Origin of the sequence: Stenotrophomonas maltophilia group sp. msm4, assembly GCF_032025605.1 — a bacterium.
Classification (GTDB): Bacteria; Pseudomonadota; Gammaproteobacteria; order Xanthomonadales; family Xanthomonadaceae; genus Stenotrophomonas; species Stenotrophomonas sepilia.
The window spans coordinates 848528-863206 of record NZ_JAVSKK010000003.1 but is presented as its reverse complement, the minus strand read 5'-3'; the positions used below and the strand labels follow the sequence as shown (position 1 = coordinate 863206).

Genomic DNA, 14679 nt, shown 5'->3' with positions numbered 1-14679 from the left:
GGCTGCTTTTCGTCAGCCGGGCATGGCTCGGCTCTGCAGGTCTGCAGTGGGCTCTCGTTATGCATGCCCCACCTCAATGCGTGATGTCGTCATGCGCCAGATCGCCCGGGCGGATGGTCGGCGGCGTGGTGAAGGTGTGCGCCGGTGCCGGCGATGGCAGCGTCCACTCCAGCCCGCGCGCGCCTTCCCAGCTGCGTGCTTCGGCCTTCTCACCATTGCGCAGCGAGGACAGCAGGATCGCGGCCATCATGAACGGCGTGACGAACATGCCGAACGCACCGATCGAGCTGATCAGGTTCCAGTCGGCAAACGCTACGCTGTAGTCCGGAATGCGACGCGGCATGCCGGCCAGGCCGAGGAAGTGCTGCGGGAAGAACAGCAGGTTGACGAACACGATCGACCACCAGAAGTGCACCTTGGCCCACTTCTCGCTGTACATGCGCCCGGTCCACTTCGGCCACCAGTAATACACCGCCGCGATCAGCGCGAACACCGCGCCGGTCACCAGCACGTAGTGGAAATGCGCAACCACGAAGTAGGTGTCGTGGTACTGGAAGTCGGCCGCCACGATCGCCAGCATCAGGCCGGAGAAGCCACCGATGGTGAACAGGATGACGAAGGCCACCGACCACAGCATCGGCGCCTCGAACGTCAGCGAGCCCCGCCACATGGTGCTGACCCAGTTGAACACCTTCACGCCGGTCGGGATCGAGATCAGCATGGTGGCGAACATGAAGTAGATCTCGCCGCCCAGCGGCATGCCCACGGTGAACATGTGGTGGGCCCAGACGATGAACGACAGGAACGCGATCGCGGCGGTGGCGTACACCATCGCCTGGTAGCCGAACAGCGGCTTGCGGCTGAAGGTCGGGATGATCTCGCTGACCACGCCGAAGGCGGGCAGGATCATGATGTAGACCTCGGGATGGCCGAAGAACCAGAAGATGTGCTGGTACATCACCGGGTCACCGCCACCGGCGGCGTTGAAGAAACTGGTGCCGAAGAACTTGTCGGTCAGCAGCATGGTCACCGCACCGGCCAGCACCGGCATCACCGCGATCAGCAGGAAGGCGGTGATCAGCCAGGCCCAGCAGAAGATCGGCATCTTCAGCAGGTCGATGCCCGGCGCGCGCATGTTCAGCACGGTGGCGATGATGTTGATCGCACCCATGATCGAGCTGATGCCGGCCACGTGGATGGCGAACACGCTGAAGGCCACGTTGTAGCCGCCCTGCAGCGACAGCGGCGGATACAGCGTCCAGCCACCGGCCGGTGCACCACCCGGCAGGAACAGCGTCAGCAGCAGCAGGCTGAAGGCCACCGGCAGCAGCCAGAACGACCAGTTGTTCATGCGCGGCAGCGCCATGTCCGGCGCACCGATCTGCAGCGGGATCATCCAGTTGGCCAGGCCGACGAACGCCGGCATCACGCCGCCGAAGATCATCACCAGCGCATGCACGGTGGTCATCTGGTTGAAGAACTCGGGCTTGACGAACTGCAGGCCCGGCTGCGCCAGCTCGGCGCGGATCACCACGCTCATCGCCGCACCGACGATGAACATGATGAAGCTGAAACCCAGGTACAGCGTGCCGATGTCCTTGTGGTTGGTCGAGAAGAACCAACGCTCGAAGAAGCTCTGGTGGTGATGGTGATCGTCGTGCCCAACTGCCGAGTGCGCCATTGCAAAACACCTCTCAGAATCGGTTGTCACCGCGGCCGCGAGCGGCCGCGGGCTTTACATCACGCGCCGCTGGCCGCAACCGCAGGTGCGCGGCCGGCTTCGGCAGCAGCAGGTGCCGCCGGTGCTTCGCCCGCAGGGGCAGCCGGTTCTGCAGGTGCCGCAGGGGGGGCGGGTTCGGCAGCCGGCGCCGGCTTGCGCTGCGCCAGCCACTGTTTGAAGTCCTCCTTGGACACCGCCTCGACCACGATCGGCATGAAGCCGTGGTCCTTGCCGCACAGCTCGGCGCACTGCCCGCGATACACCCCGGGCTGCTCGATGCTGGTCCAGGCTTCGTTGATGAAGCCGGGGATGGCGTCCTGCTTCCAGCCCAGCGCCGGTACCCACCAGGCGTGGATCACGTCGTCGGAGGTGATGACGAAACGCACCTTGGTATCGACCGGCAACACCAGCCGGTTGTCGACGTCCAGCAGGTAGTGCGGATGGCTTTCGCGGGTCGGCACGATGCCACTTTGCCGCACGCGGTCGGACTCGCGGTCCAGGCGGCTGGTGAAGGTGACGTTCTCGCCGAGGTATTCGTACTTCCACATCCACTGGTAGCCGGTGACCTTGACCGTCATCTCGGCATCGCGGGTGTCGTACATCTTGATCAGGTTGGCCGTGGCCGGCCACGCCATCACGATCAGGATGATCACCGGGATCACCGTCCAGATGATCTCGGCCTTGGTGTTATGGCTGAAGGTGGCGGCGACTGCGCCCTTGGATTTGCGGAACTTGAAGATGGCGTAGGCCATCGCCCCGAACACGATGACGCCGATCACCGTGCAGATGATCAACGACAGGTTGTTCGATTCCCAAGCCAGGCGCGAGGTCTGGGTCACCCCCTTGCCCATGTTCAGCTGCCACGGCTTGGGATCGGCCGCCTGGGCCCAGGCCGACGCCGGAATCAGTCCCCCGGTCGCCAGCATCGCGGCGACCGCGTTCACGCACTTCGTGCCCCACCTGCTGCTTTGCTTCATTGCCTAGACCCTTAGCGTCGTCGGTTGCCGCCATCGCTGGCGGCGAGCAAGCTTTCAAGTGTCTCTGCGAGCGTCTGGCGTTCGGCCGGCGCGAGGAAACTCCCCACCTCCACCTGCCGGCCGCTGGATGCCAGCCGGACCCTCTCATCGTCGGTGAGCAGGCGCACCCAGTGCGGGTGGGCCCGGAACACCGGCGATCCACCGGGTACGGGGATGACCTCCACGTACGCCGTCACTACCCGGATCTCCTCCTGCCGTTCACCGCTGCGCCACAAGGCACGCAGCGCCGCTGCCAGCACCAGGCTGTACAGCAGCGCGAACAGGGGGGCGAATGCATTGCCGGCCCACCACCCGAGGGCGGACACCAGCCACATCGCACCCGACAACACGGTGAACAACAGGACGAACTGCCGGGCATCGAGCGCCCGTGGGGGACGCAGCCGCAGCTGCGTACCTGACCCATCCGGAGCTGGAAGCACCTCGATCATGTCGCAACCGCGTTCCTGCCGCGGGAAACGTCTCGATGGTAGCCCCGCCCTCTCGCAGGTAGCAAGGGTGCATTCACACATTTTCCGATGCTGCAACACAGCATGAGGTCGGCGGCACGAATGACGAATTCAGCACAAATTTTTCCGGGTTTGCTGAACACGCCGAATCCACCACGGTTAATAGCTATCAGCCCTTCATGAAGGTGTCTGCGGGGCACTTCCGGAACCCGCAAAAATGATTAAAATCGCCAAGTTTTCCACTGGCCGGACCGGCATGAACGCACCTTCCTCCCTCCCTGCCGCCCACGACGCCCCGCGTCCGGGCGCGCTGCTGTCGCCGGAACTGCCGGCGCCCCCCAACCCGTTCCGCCAGGCCATCACCGATGCCTGGTTGAAGGACGAGGCCAACCACGTCCGCGAGCTGCTGGCGCAGGCGCGCCTGCCCGCCGAGGAACAGGCCAGGGTGCAGGCGCTGGCCGCCGACCTGGTCGGCCGCGTGCGCGTGCGTGCCAAGGACCAGGGCGCGATCGAAGCCTTCATGCGCCAGTACGACCTGGGCAGCGAAGAAGGCGTGCTGCTGATGTGCGTGGCCGAGGCCCTGCTGCGCATTCCGGACCAGGACACTGCCGACAAGCTGATCCGCGACAAGCTGGCCGATGCCGACTGGGAAAAGCACCTGGGTGGCAGCGACTCGGTGCTGGTCAATGCCTCCACCTGGGGCCTGATGCTGACCGGCAAGCTGGTGCAGATGAACGACGCCACGCGCGCCGATGCGCCCAGCGCATTCAAGCGCCTGGTCGGCCGCGTCGGTGAGCCGGTGGTGCGCCTGGCCGTGCGCCAGGCGATGAAGATCATGGGCCACCAGTTCGTCATGGGCCGCACCATCAGCGAAGCGCTGGCGCGCTCGCACAAGGGCGACAACGCCAGCTACCGCTACTCGTTCGACATGCTCGGCGAAGGCGCGCTGACCATGAAGGACGCGCTGCGCTATCTGGAAGACTACCGTCGTGCGATCCACGCCATCGGCGGCGATCACAAGGCCCGCGGTGGCCGTCCGGACGGCGACGTCAACAACGCTCCGGGCATCTCGATCAAGCTGTCGGCGCTGTACCCCCGCTACGAGCACGCCAAGCGCGAGCGCGTGCTGAAGGACCTGGTGCCGGGCGTGCTGGAACTGGCACAGCTGGCCAAGAGCTACGGCATCGGCTGCACCGTCGACGCCGAAGAGTCCGACCGCCTGGAACTGTCGCTGGACATCATCGAGCAGGTGTTCTCCGACGCCTCGCTGGCTGGCTGGGATGGCTTCGGTGTGGTCGTACAGGCCTACCAGAAGCGCACGCCGTACACGATCGACCACCTGGCCGACATGGCACGCCGTGCCGGTCGCCGCCTTCAGGTGCGCCTGGTCAAGGGCGCCTACTGGGATGCCGAGATCAAGCGTGCGCAGATCGAAGGCTACCCGGGCTACCCGGTGTTCACCCGCAAGCAGAACACCGACGTGTCCTACCTGGCCTGCGCCAAGCGGCTGTTCACCCATGCGGACGCGATCTACCCGATGTTCGCCACGCACAACGCGCACACGATCGCGGCCGTGCGCAGCATCGCCAACGGCGGCGTGTACGAGCACCAGAAGCTGCACGGCATGGGCGACGACCTGTACGCCGAAGTGGTGCCGGCCGACCGCTTGAACCTGCCCTGCCGCGTGTACGCCCCGGTCGGTTCGCACGAAGACCTGCTGCCGTACCTGGTGCGCCGCCTGCTGGAAAACGGCGCCAACTCCAGCTTCGTCAACCGCATCACCGACGAGCGCGTGCCGATCGCCGACCTGATCCGCGATCCGGTCGAGATGGTCGCCTCGTTCGAATCGATTCCGCATCCCAAGATCCCGCTGCCGGTTGACCTGCTGCGCAGCCAGAACCACGACAGGAAGAACTCCATGGGCGCCAACCTCGCCAACGACAACGAACTGCGCGCCCTGGCCGAGCAGCTCAACGCCGCCGTGAAGCCGTGGCAGGCCTCGCCGCTGGTACCGGGTGCCAACCCGGCCGGCGCCGCGCTGCCGGTGACCAACCCGGCCGACACCCGCGAGGTGGTCGGCCAGTGGCTGGCCGCCGATGCCGCCACCGTGCAGAAGGCCCTGGCCAACGCCGTGGCTGCGCAGCCGGCCTGGAACCGCACCCCGGCCGCCAGCCGCGCCGCCATCCTCGAGCACGCTGCCGACCAGCTGGAAGCGCGCATGCCGGAGTTCATGGCGCTGTGCGTGAAGGAAGCCGGCAAGAGCCTGCCCGACAGCATCGCCGAAGTGCGCGAAGCCGTGGATTTCCTGCGCTACTACGCCAAGCAGGCGCGCGAGCAGTTCAGCCACGCCGAGAAGCTGCCCAGCCCGACCGGTGAATCCAACGAGCTGCAGCTGCACGGCCGCGGCGTGTTCGTCTGCATCAGCCCGTGGAACTTCCCGCTGGCGATCTTCCTGGGCCAGGTCGCCGCTGCTCTGGCCGCCGGCAACAGCGTCATCGCCAAGCCGGCCGAGCAGACAAACCTGATCGGCTACTACGCGGTGAAGCTGCTGCACGATGCCGGCGTACCGGCCGAGGTGGTGCAGTTCCTGCCGGGCGACGGCGCCACCGTGGGTGCGGCGCTGACCGCCGACCCGCGCGTGGCCGGCGTGGCCTTCACCGGCTCCACCGAGACCGCCCGTGCGATCAACCGTGCGATGGCCGCGCGTGACGCCGCCATCGGCGTGCTGATCGCCGAGACCGGTGGCCAGAACGCCTTCATCGCCGACTCCTCGGCGCTGCCGGAACAGCTGGTCAAGGACGCGATCGGTTCGGCCTTCACCTCCGCCGGCCAGCGTTGCTCGGCCGCGCGCGTGCTGTTCGTGCAGGACGACATCGCCGACAAGGTGATGACCATGCTGGCCGGCGCGATGAAGGAGCTGAAGGTTGGCAACCCGGGCCTGCTGTCTACCGACGTCGGCCCGGTGATCGATGCCGACGCGCTGAAGATCCTGCAGGACCACGCCGAGCGCATGGACCGCGAAGCGCGCCTGATCGCCGCCGCCGAGCTGTCCGCCGAAGCCGCCAATGGCACCTTCTTCGCACCGCGCGCGTATGAACTGAAGGACCTGGGCCAGCTGCAGAAGGAAGTCTTCGGTCCGGTTCTGCACGTGTTCCGCTGGAAGGGCGACCAGCTCGACGCGGTGATCGACCAGATCAACGCCACCGGCTACGGCCTGACCCTGGGCGTGCATTCGCGCATCGACGAGACCGTTGACCGCATCAGCAACGGCGTCCATGTCGGCAACGTGTACGTCAACCGCAACCAGATCGGCGCGGTGGTCGGCGTGCAGCCGTTCGGCGGCCAGGGCCTGTCCGGCACCGGCCCGAAGGCCGGCGGCCCGCACTACCTGCTGCGCTTTGCCACCGAAAAGACGGTGACGGTGAACACCACCGCCGCCGGCGGCAACGCCTCGCTGCTGACCCTGGGCGACTGATCGCCTGCTTGGTGCGGCAAACAAGAAACCCCGCGAATGCGGGGTTTTTTGTGCTTTGCTTCCTGTAGAGCCGAGCCCACGCTCGGCTTTTCCGGCACAGCCGAGCGTGGGCTCGGCGCTACAGAGGCAGGGTCACACTGAACCGGTTGTCCGCCCGCTTCGCCAGCTCACGCTGTACGCGCGCGATGCGCGTCTCCAGATCGCCTTCCAGCAGCACGTATTCGACGCCCCGCGCCTGCAGCTCGCGCACGTACCACGCATGCTGCTGCGCCCGGAATGCTTCGCCCACCCGTGTGCCGTCCTGATCGAACGGAATATCCGGCGCGCACACGAACAGCAGGTCATATGGCCGCAATGCAGCCTGCCGCAGTGCCTCCGGCGCCGTACCAGACATCCAGCCGCTGTAGCCCAGCGTCACCAGCGGCGTGGTATCGCAGAACAGCCAGCGATGCGCCCGCCGCGCGCCCTCGTCTTCATGCTGCGGCTGGGTCATTGCGATGCGAAGCAGATCATCCGGCATCAGGTCGCCGCCCTGCTGCTCCCAGAGCGTGCGGCCATACTCCGGCACCCAGGCGGTCTGCAGGCGCTCGGCCATCACCCGCGCCAGCGTGGTCTTGCCACTGGACTCGCCACCAATGAAGGCCACGCGCTGCACGTATCCGGCGTACACCTCCGGTGCGAGACCATGGCGGTGCGCATGCGGATCGGCGCGCAGCTGGGTGCCACACGCCTGCCCGACGTCCAATGCGCGTTCGAGCCGCTCATGGCGTACCGGCGCACCGAAGTGCGTGGCCAGCGCCTGCGCGAAGCCGTCACCGTAGTCCTCGCCGGTGAATACCGCCTGCACCGGGCCACCAAACAGGTGCTGGCACAGCCAGGCGGTGAACTCGCGCTGCACGTGCTCGCTGTCGCTGTCGTGCGGCAACACGCGTGGCGGCACGCCATGTTCGGCACACAGCGCTGCCAACCGCGCATCATCCAGCACCGCCACCGTTGCCCGGGGGAAGCGCGCACGCAACCAGCGTTCGCGGCGAGCAGCGCTGTAACCGGCAAAACCCGGCTGCGACCAGCCGATCACCAGCAACTGCCGGCAGCGCGTGGCGGCGAAGTCGATCAGGCGTTCGTGGCCGAGGTGCAGCGGGCAGAACTTGCCCACCACCAACCCCCGCGCGACGCGCTCAGGCGGCGGCATCGGCTGCCTTGGCCTCGGTCCGCATCAGATGGCGCCAATGGCGCAGGGCGACCAGCGCGTTTATCCAGAAACCGATGTAGAGGATCGAGGTCAGATGCAGGCCACGGCTGTAGTACAGCGGCACTGCCACGGTGTTCACCAGCAGCCACACCCACCACGATTCCAGCTTGCGCCGCATCATCAGGATCTGCGCGATCACGCTCAGCACCAGCACCGCCGAATCGATGTAAGGCGCATAGGCGTTGGTCAGTCGGGTCAGCATCCAGCCGTAGCCGAACGTGGCCACCATCGCCAGCGGCGCCAGCCAGGCCCACGCACGCGGCCGCAGCGCAGTGATCGGCAGCGGCGCGCCATGGTCGCCGCGCAGCCACTGCCACCAGCCCAGCACGCTGATGGCGATGAAGAAGAACTGCAGCACCATGTCCGCATACAGGTGCGAGCGCTCGAACACGGCCGCAAACAATGCGCAGCCGACGATGCCCAGCCACCAGGTGTGCACGTTGTTGCGACCAGCCAGCAGGATCGAGCCGGCGACGGCGATATTGGCGGCCAGCTCCAGCTGGAAGTTCGGGTCGGACAGGTTCATCGCACCATTGTCGCGTAGATCCACGTCCTGCGTCGTCGGACCCGTAGATCCATGCCATGCGTGGATACCCTCCGCAAAAAGAAAGCCCCGCTTGCGCGGGGCTCTCCTCGTACTGCTTCAGGCAATCGCCCGAATCAGAACTTGTACTGCATCGACGCCGCCAGCACGTCGCCGCTCACCTTGTACTTGCCGGTCACGGTGTTGGCAGTGGCCGAGGTCGAGGTGATGTTCGGATCCTTGGTGAACAGGTGGGTGTAACCCACGCTGTATTCCATCTTGTCCGAAGCGGCGTAGGTCAGGCCCAGCGACAGCCACTTGCGGGTGGTGTCCGGCACGCGCACGTCACGGTGGGCGTCGGTGGTCGGGGTCTGGTCGTACGCCAGGCCGCCACGCAGGGTCAGCTTGTCGTTCACGCGGAAATCGGTACCGATCGACGCGAAGGTGGTGTCGCGGTAGTGGAACGGCAGCACGCTGTCCGGCTGGTTGGAGTCATAGTCGACGGTGACCTGGTCGAACTTGCTCCACGCCGTGCGCGTGACCTCGGCCATGATCTGCCACTGGTCGTTCACGCGGTGGGTGAAGCCCACGGTGGCGCTGGCCGGCAGGGTGATGGTGGCGCGGCCGTTGCTGTCGATGAAGGTACCCGGGGCGGCAGTGGCCAGGAAGGCGGCAGCGTTCTGCGGGATGGTGAAGTCGGCCTTGCCGTCGGTGATCTTGTGCTCGACCTTCGAGCGGTAGCTGAAGGCGATGTTGGTGCCTTCCACCGGGGTGACCGTCATGCCCAGGGTGTAGCCGACCGACACTTCGTCGCCCTTGATGCGCAGGTAGCCATCGGCGGTGCCCGGCGAGAAGCCGAGCTGGGCGGCCTGGCGTGCAGCGGCCTGCGACGCCGCCGCAGCCTGGGCTGCGGTGCCGCCTGCAGCCAGCACACGCGCCGCAGCGGTGCGCTGGGCCGTGGCGTTGATCGCGGTGCCGGTATCGACAGCGCTGGTCAGGTCGACGTTCAGGCGCTCGGCGAACACCGAAGCACCGAACGACAGGTACGGGTTGACGTCATAGGAGAACGCCACGCCCAGGTCGATGGCCTGCAGCTCGGTCTTGACGCCGTTGTAGCGGCCGACCCAGTCGCGGTCGTATTCGGTCTTGAAACCGAACGGCACGGTCAGCGAAGCACCGAAGTGCATGTTGTCGTTCTCGCCGAACGGCACGTGGAAGTACGCGGCCGGAACCGGGGCGATCATGCCGGCGTCGCCGCCGTTGCCACCGGAAATCGGCGCGCCGTTGCCGTACTGGCCCTGGCCGCGGAACTTGGCGCCGAAGCTGATGGCGCTGACGTCGCCCTGGACCAGGGTGCCGTCGAGCAGGCGCATGGAGGCCGGGTTGGTGGCGATGACCGAGGCGTCACCTTCGGTCGAGGTGGAGCCGGCGAACGCGCGGCCCAGGCCCTTGGCGCTGTTTTCCTTCAGCTGGAAGGCGGCAGCATTGGCATCGGCGGCGGCCAGCGCACCGGCAACGCCGACGGCCAGCAGGGTCAGTCGGGCAATGGTGGAAGCGGTTTGCATCGTAGTTCTCTCTCTCCGGTAAGCGGTGATGGTGCTCTGAGTGCGCCTGCGCCCGCCGGGTCCTGGGACCCATCGGAGCGCGCCGGATTCCCCTCCCGACATACGACGCCGTATGCGAGTATTACCCAGACCTGTTAATGAAACAATAACAGCGCAGGCGGTTTTTTCGTCTCAAAAGCTGAACAGGACCATCCCCACCGAAAGTGGCCGCACGCTAGGCTATTGGCATGTTCGTCTCGCTCCCGTCCCGCAAGAAGGCGGCCCTGCGCTGGGCCACGCCCGTGCTGTTCGCGTCATTGTGGCTGGCATTCCTGTGGTCGATCTCGCGTCCGGACGATGCCCGCGGCAGCCTCTGGCTGGACTGGGGCGCCCTGTCCACCGGTCTGACCCACCCGCTGGACTGGTGGGCGACCCTGCAGGACGGCAGCGTGCTGCGCCTGTTCACCGCCCTGTTCCTGCACGCCGACTGGTCACATCTGCTGGGCAACCTGGTGTTCCTGCTGATCTTCGGCCTGCCCGCCGAGCGGGTGCTGGGGCCGTGGCGGCTGCTGCTGCTGTTCCTGGTCGGCGGCGCAGTGTCGAACCTGGTCGCGATCTACACCATGGGCAGCCCGGACCAGATCATCATCGGCGCCAGCGGCGCGGTGTCGGCCCTGATCGGCGCCTATCTGGCCCTGTTCCCGGGCGCGCGGCTGGGCGTGGTGATCCCGCTCGGCCTGTTCCTGGAGTTCGTGCGCGCCCCGGCGTACCTGCTGATCGGCGTCTGGGCGGCGCTGCAAGTGGTGTTCGCCCACATCGGCCCAAGCTTCGGCATGGTGGCCTGGTGGGCGCACATCGGCGGCTTCGTGTTCGGCGTCGTGTACGGGGTCTATGTACGCGCCGCGATCGCGCGCCGCCTGCGCAAGCGGCACGGCTTCTGATCCAGGTAGAGCCGGCCGCTGGCCGGCTCCACGCTCACCCGCTCGTTCGTAGACCAGGAATCAAGGCTTGGCCGGCACAGGAGCGGGCTTGGCTTCCGGCGTGCTGTCTGCCTTCGGTTCGACCTTCGCCTCCGGCTTGGCTTCGGGCTTCACCGCAGCGGCCTTCGCGGCCTTGGCGGCATCCGCCTTCGCGGCCTCGGCCTTCAACCGTGCGGCCACCGAACCGGGGTTCTTCAGCTCGGCCAGCGCGTCGTTGATCGGGCCGTCGCCCGGCAGCACCGCACCGGCGTGGTAGCCCTCGGTGCCTTCGTCATCGCCGCGCAGATGGCCCGGCAGTGTCGCTTCGCTGTAATCGCTCAGGCTGGCCGGCAGGGCATCCTCCGCCGGAGTGGCGGCGGGCTTCAACTCAACATCCGGCACGATGCCGGTGGCCTGGATCGACTTGCCGCTGGGCGTGTAGTAGCGCGCGGTGGTCAGCTTCACCGAATCGCCGTTGTCCAGCGGCAGCACGGTCTGCACCGAGCCCTTGCCGAAGGTGCGGCTGCCCACCACGCGTGCGCGCTTGTTGTCGCGCAGCGCGCCAGCCAGCACTTCCGAGGCGCTGGCCGAACCGGCATCGGCCAGTACCACCACCGGTGCGCCCTTCAGCAGGTCGCCCGGGGTCGCGTCGAACCGGGCATCGCTGATGCTGATGCGGCCACGGGTGCTGACGATGTTGCCCTTGTCGAGCAGATCGTCGGCGACCTGCACGGCGGCCGTCAGCAGGCCACCCGGGTTGCTGCGCAGATCCAGCACCAGGCCCTTGAGCTGGCCACCGGACTGCTTCTGCAGCTGCTGCACGTGCTTCTGGAAGTCCGAGCCAGTATCGGCCTGGAAGGTGCTCAGGCGGATATAGCCATAGCCCGGCTCGAGCAGGCGGCTGCGCACGCTGGTCACGCGGATGGTCTGGCGGGTCAAGCTGACATCGAACGGCTTCGGCTTGCCGTCACGCACGATGGTCAGCACCACCTTGCTGCCGGCCGGGCCGCGCAGCGGTTCACTCGCATCGATCGCGCTGATCGGCTTGCCGTCGATGGCGATGATCAAATCGCCGGCAAGGATGCCGGCCTTGGCTGCCGGCGTGTCGTCGATCGGCGCGATCACCTTCATGCTGGCGTTGTCCGGCTGCTGCTGCAGCTCCACGCCGATGCCCTCGTAGGCACCGTTGGCCTGCTCGTCGAAGGCCTGCGCGTCTTCCTTGTTGAAGTAGGTGCTGTGCGGATCAAGGTCGAGCAGCAGGCCACGCACGGCTGACTGCATCAGCTTCTTGTCATCGACCGGGTCGACATAGGCGGCGCGCACCGCGTTGTACACGGCCACGAAACGGCGGATTTCCTCCAGCGGCACCTTCGAGGTCACCGCCTCCTCGCTGTTCGCTGCCTGCCCGCTGGTTTCCTGGCTTGGGGCGGGCGCGGTCTGCTGCGCCCAGGACAGCGCTGGCAACAGGGCCAGCAAGAGGGTGGCGGTACGGGCTGCGCGCATGGATCACTCCTGTCGACGGTGGCATGGTGCCCAAGGCACATGCACCGATTATGCGCGAAGCACAGCTAAATTCCCGTTGAATCCGGACCGCATCCGGCGGGCCAGGATTCAGCGCCGCTGCAGCCAGCTGTCCGGGTTGACCGGCTGCCCGCCACGGCGCAGCTCGAAGTACAGCGCGGTGACGCCCTGGCCGCCGGAATTGCCGACCTTGGCCACGGCATCGCCGCGGCTGACCCGCGCGCCAGCATCCTTCAGCAGGGTGTCGTTATGCGCGTAAAGGCTCATGTAGCCGTTGCCGTGGTCGACGATCAGGATCATGCCGTAGCCGGTCATCCAGTCGGAGAACACCACGGTGCCATCGGCCACGGCCGTGACCGTGCTGCCGGCTGGCGCGCCGATCAGCACACCGCTGCTGGTGCGCCCATCGGGCAGCTTGCCGCCATAGCGGGCCAGCAGGTTGCCGGACAACGGCCAACCCAGGCCGCCGACCTTCGGCGCCGGTGCCGACGCCACCGCAGGTGGAACCTTGGTGGGCGGCGGTGGACGGCCCTGCGCGGCGGCCTGGCGTGCGGCGCGCTCGGCAGCGGCTTTCTCGGCGGCGGCCCGGCGTGCAGCGGCGCGCCGCTCGGCTTCGGCCCGCGCGGCAGCGGCACGCAGGTTGGCCAGCAGCGTTTCCAGTGCTTTGGCGTCCTGGCCCAATGCCTGTTCCTTCTCGCGCTGGTCCTTGAAGCGCTCTTCCAGCGAGGCAACGGTCTTTGCGCGATCGCGGCGGTCCGCTTCCAGGGCGGCTGCCTGCTGTTTCTGGTCCTGCTGCGTCCCCTGCAGCTTCTGCTTGCGCTCGGCGATCTGCGCCTGCAGCGCTTCCAGTTCCTTCAGGTCGGCGGTCAGCGTGGTGATCCGCTGCGCACGCTCGCGCTGCAGGTAGCGATGGTAGGCCAGGGCGCGGTTGGCATCGGCCACCGTGTCCTGCGACAGCAGCAGCTTCAGCGGTGCGTGGTTGCCCAGCTGATACGCCGCGCGCAACAGCCCGGCCAGTTCGCGGTGCTGCTGGGCCAGGTTGCCCTGCAGCGTGCTGCGGCGCTGCTCGGCTTCGGCGAGGGCGCGGCCCTGCTCGCGCAGCGCGGCTTCCGTCTGCGCAAGTGCACGACCGGTGCGGGCTACCTTCTCGTCGGCCTCGCGCAGCTGCCGCGACGCCTGCCCGCGCTGGCCCTCGATCTGCCGTCGCTCCTGCGCCACGCCCTTCAGTTCGGTACGCAGTTTCTGCAGCTTGCGCTCGGTCTCGCGGGTGGTCTGCGCACCGCTGGGCAGCGGCAGGGCCAGCGCCAACGCCAGCCCCAGCAGCAGGCAGCGACCGCCGCGGGCAGCGGCGATGTGATGTCGGCGTGATGGGAAGGCGTTGTCGCGCAAGGGCTTTCCAGTGACTTCAGGCAGTTGCGGGGGCTACCGGGGAATGGTGACATCTCCGCACGCGGCCTGCCAGCCGCACATCCATCGAGGTCGCCATGAAAACTCTTTCCATTCCGCTGCTGTTGGGCGTACTGCTGGCCACCGGGCCGGTCTGTGCGCAGGAGAACATCAGCAAGGTCAACGGCAGCATCAGCGCCGAACCCGGGCAACGCTACGGCAAGCTGGACACCGTCAACGGCGGCATCCGCGTCGGCGAGGGCGTCGAGACCGGCAGCATCGACACCGTCAACGGCGGGGTGAAGGTCGCCGACCGCGCGCGCACCGGCAAGATCGAAACGGTCAACGGTGGTGTGCGCCTGGGTCGTGAAGTGATCGCCAGTGGCGGCGTCAGCACCGTCAACGGCAGCATCTTCACCGATCGCGGCAGCCAGATCGAAGGCGGCGTCGAGACCGTCAACGGCGGCATCGGCCTGGTCGAGAGCCGCGTCGGCAAGGACGTGGAGACCGTCAATGGTGACATCACCGTCGGTATCGGTTCGCAGGTCAGCGGCGGTGTGCATGTGCGCAAGCCGAACTTCAGTGTCTCGCTGACCGCCAGCCGCAAGCCGCGCGTGATCATCGGCCCGAATGCGGTGGTCACCGGCCCCCTGCAGTTCGAACGCGAAGTGGTGCTGTACGTGCATCGCTCCGCTCGCATCGGCCCGGTGACCGGTGCCGAGCCAATCCCGTTCGACACCGATACCGCCCCGGCGGACTGAACCCGCCGGACCTGCCGGTTCGGTAATACTCACTGTTACCGGTCGCGCATCAGGT

Annotated in this window: 11 protein-coding genes; 3 read left to right on the top strand and 8 right to left on the bottom strand. The window is 67.1% G+C overall.

Features of this window, described 5'->3' with window-relative positions; all coding sequences use genetic code 11:
* Positions 1–73 precede the first annotated feature (73 nt).
* The 3 genes from ctaD to ROV93_RS18395 are packed head-to-tail and all read right to left on the bottom strand — an operon-like array spanning position 74 to position 3185.
* Positions 74–1681, bottom strand: coding sequence for a cytochrome c oxidase subunit I (gene ctaD, locus ROV93_RS18405; protein WP_072169019.1), 1608 nt, complete (start codon positions 1679–1681; stop codon positions 74–76).
* A 59-nt stretch (positions 1682–1740) separates the two neighbouring features.
* Positions 1741–2697, bottom strand: coding sequence for a cytochrome c oxidase subunit II (gene coxB / locus ROV93_RS18400; protein WP_072169018.1), 957 nt, complete (start codon positions 2695–2697; stop codon positions 1741–1743).
* A gap of 11 nt (positions 2698–2708) precedes the next feature.
* A complete protein-coding gene (locus ROV93_RS18395) occupies positions 2709–3185 on the bottom strand; it encodes a DUF2244 domain-containing protein (RefSeq protein ID WP_072169017.1) in 477 nt (158 codons plus the stop codon).
* Between the two features lie 274 nt (positions 3186–3459).
* Here ROV93_RS18395 and putA point away from each other — a divergent pair, with 274 nt between their 5' ends.
* Positions 3460–6678, top strand: a complete 3219-nt coding sequence (gene putA / locus ROV93_RS18390) for a bifunctional proline dehydrogenase/L-glutamate gamma-semialdehyde dehydrogenase PutA (protein ID WP_180890712.1) — start codon at positions 3460–3462, stop codon at positions 6676–6678.
* Between the two features lie 118 nt (positions 6679–6796).
* Here the strand turns inward: putA and ROV93_RS18385 are convergent, their stop codons facing one another.
* The 3 genes from ROV93_RS18385 to ROV93_RS18375 all read right to left on the bottom strand — a co-directional run bounded on the left by ROV93_RS18385 (position 6797) and on the right by ROV93_RS18375 (position 10018).
* Entirely contained in the window at positions 6797–7870 is a 1074-nt protein-coding gene (locus tag ROV93_RS18385; RefSeq protein WP_072169015.1) for an AAA family ATPase, read from the bottom strand.
* Positions 7857–8456, bottom strand: coding sequence for a nicotinamide riboside transporter PnuC (gene pnuC, locus ROV93_RS18380; RefSeq protein WP_072169014.1), 600 nt, complete (start codon positions 8454–8456; stop codon positions 7857–7859). Before pnuC ends, ROV93_RS18385 begins: the two co-directional genes overlap by 14 nt.
* A gap of 134 nt (positions 8457–8590) precedes the next feature.
* Positions 8591–10018 (bottom strand): outer membrane protein transport protein, encoded by a 1428-nt coding sequence (locus ROV93_RS18375; protein ID WP_005414995.1) that lies wholly within the window; start codon positions 10016–10018, stop codon positions 8591–8593.
* A gap of 227 nt (positions 10019–10245) precedes the next feature.
* On the opposite strand from ROV93_RS18375, the gene ROV93_RS18370 reads away from it, so the two are divergent.
* The gene (locus tag ROV93_RS18370; RefSeq protein ID WP_053498727.1) at positions 10246–10938 is read left to right on the top strand and encodes a rhomboid family intramembrane serine protease; all 693 of its coding nucleotides are present in this window, start codon (positions 10246–10248) and stop codon (positions 10936–10938) included.
* Positions 10939–10998: 60 nt separating this feature from the next.
* On the opposite strand, the gene ROV93_RS18365 is transcribed toward ROV93_RS18370, so the two are convergent.
* Together ROV93_RS18365 and ROV93_RS18360 are read right to left on the bottom strand one after the other, a co-directional pair.
* Complete coding sequence (locus tag ROV93_RS18365; protein WP_072169013.1) at positions 10999–12459, bottom strand: S41 family peptidase; 1461 nt, start codon at positions 12457–12459, stop codon at positions 10999–11001.
* A 108-nt stretch (positions 12460–12567) separates the two neighbouring features.
* Positions 12568–13866: a peptidoglycan DD-metalloendopeptidase family protein gene (locus tag ROV93_RS18360; RefSeq protein WP_111201303.1), complete on the bottom strand. Its 1299-nt coding sequence runs from the start codon at positions 13864–13866 to the stop codon at positions 12568–12570.
* A gap of 95 nt (positions 13867–13961) precedes the next feature.
* Between ROV93_RS18360 and ROV93_RS18355 the strand changes: the two genes are divergently transcribed.
* A complete protein-coding gene (locus tag ROV93_RS18355; RefSeq protein ID WP_072169012.1) occupies positions 13962–14624 on the top strand; it encodes a hypothetical protein in 663 nt (220 codons plus the stop codon).
* The last annotated feature ends 55 nt before the right edge of the window (positions 14625–14679 follow it).

What these genes read in the sequence shown, in the direction of transcription:
- coxB (WP_072169018.1), bottom strand. Translation starts at nt 2,697, where the DNA reads ATGAAGCAAAGCAGCAGGTGGGGCACGAAGTGCGTGAACGCGGTCGCC.
- ROV93_RS18385 (WP_072169015.1), bottom strand. Translation starts at nt 7,870, where the DNA reads ATGCCGCCGCCTGAGCGCGTCGCGCGGGGGTTGGTGGTGGGCAAGTTC.
- putA (WP_180890712.1), top strand. Translation starts at nt 3,460, where the DNA reads ATGAACGCACCTTCCTCCCTCCCTGCCGCCCACGACGCCCCGCGTCCG.
- ROV93_RS18375 (WP_005414995.1), bottom strand. Translation starts at nt 10,018, where the DNA reads ATGCAAACCGCTTCCACCATTGCCCGACTGACCCTGCTGGCCGTCGGC.
- ROV93_RS18365 (WP_072169013.1), bottom strand. Translation starts at nt 12,459, where the DNA reads ATGCGCGCAGCCCGTACCGCCACCCTCTTGCTGGCCCTGTTGCCAGCG.
- pnuC (WP_072169014.1), bottom strand. Translation starts at nt 8,456, where the DNA reads ATGAACCTGTCCGACCCGAACTTCCAGCTGGAGCTGGCCGCCAATATC.
- ROV93_RS18370 (WP_053498727.1), top strand. Translation starts at nt 10,246, where the DNA reads ATGTTCGTCTCGCTCCCGTCCCGCAAGAAGGCGGCCCTGCGCTGGGCC.
- ctaD (WP_072169019.1), bottom strand. Translation starts at nt 1,681, where the DNA reads ATGGCGCACTCGGCAGTTGGGCACGACGATCACCATCACCACCAGAGC.
- ROV93_RS18395 (WP_072169017.1), bottom strand. Translation starts at nt 3,185, where the DNA reads ATGATCGAGGTGCTTCCAGCTCCGGATGGGTCAGGTACGCAGCTGCGG.
- ROV93_RS18355 (WP_072169012.1), top strand. Translation starts at nt 13,962, where the DNA reads ATGAAAACTCTTTCCATTCCGCTGCTGTTGGGCGTACTGCTGGCCACC.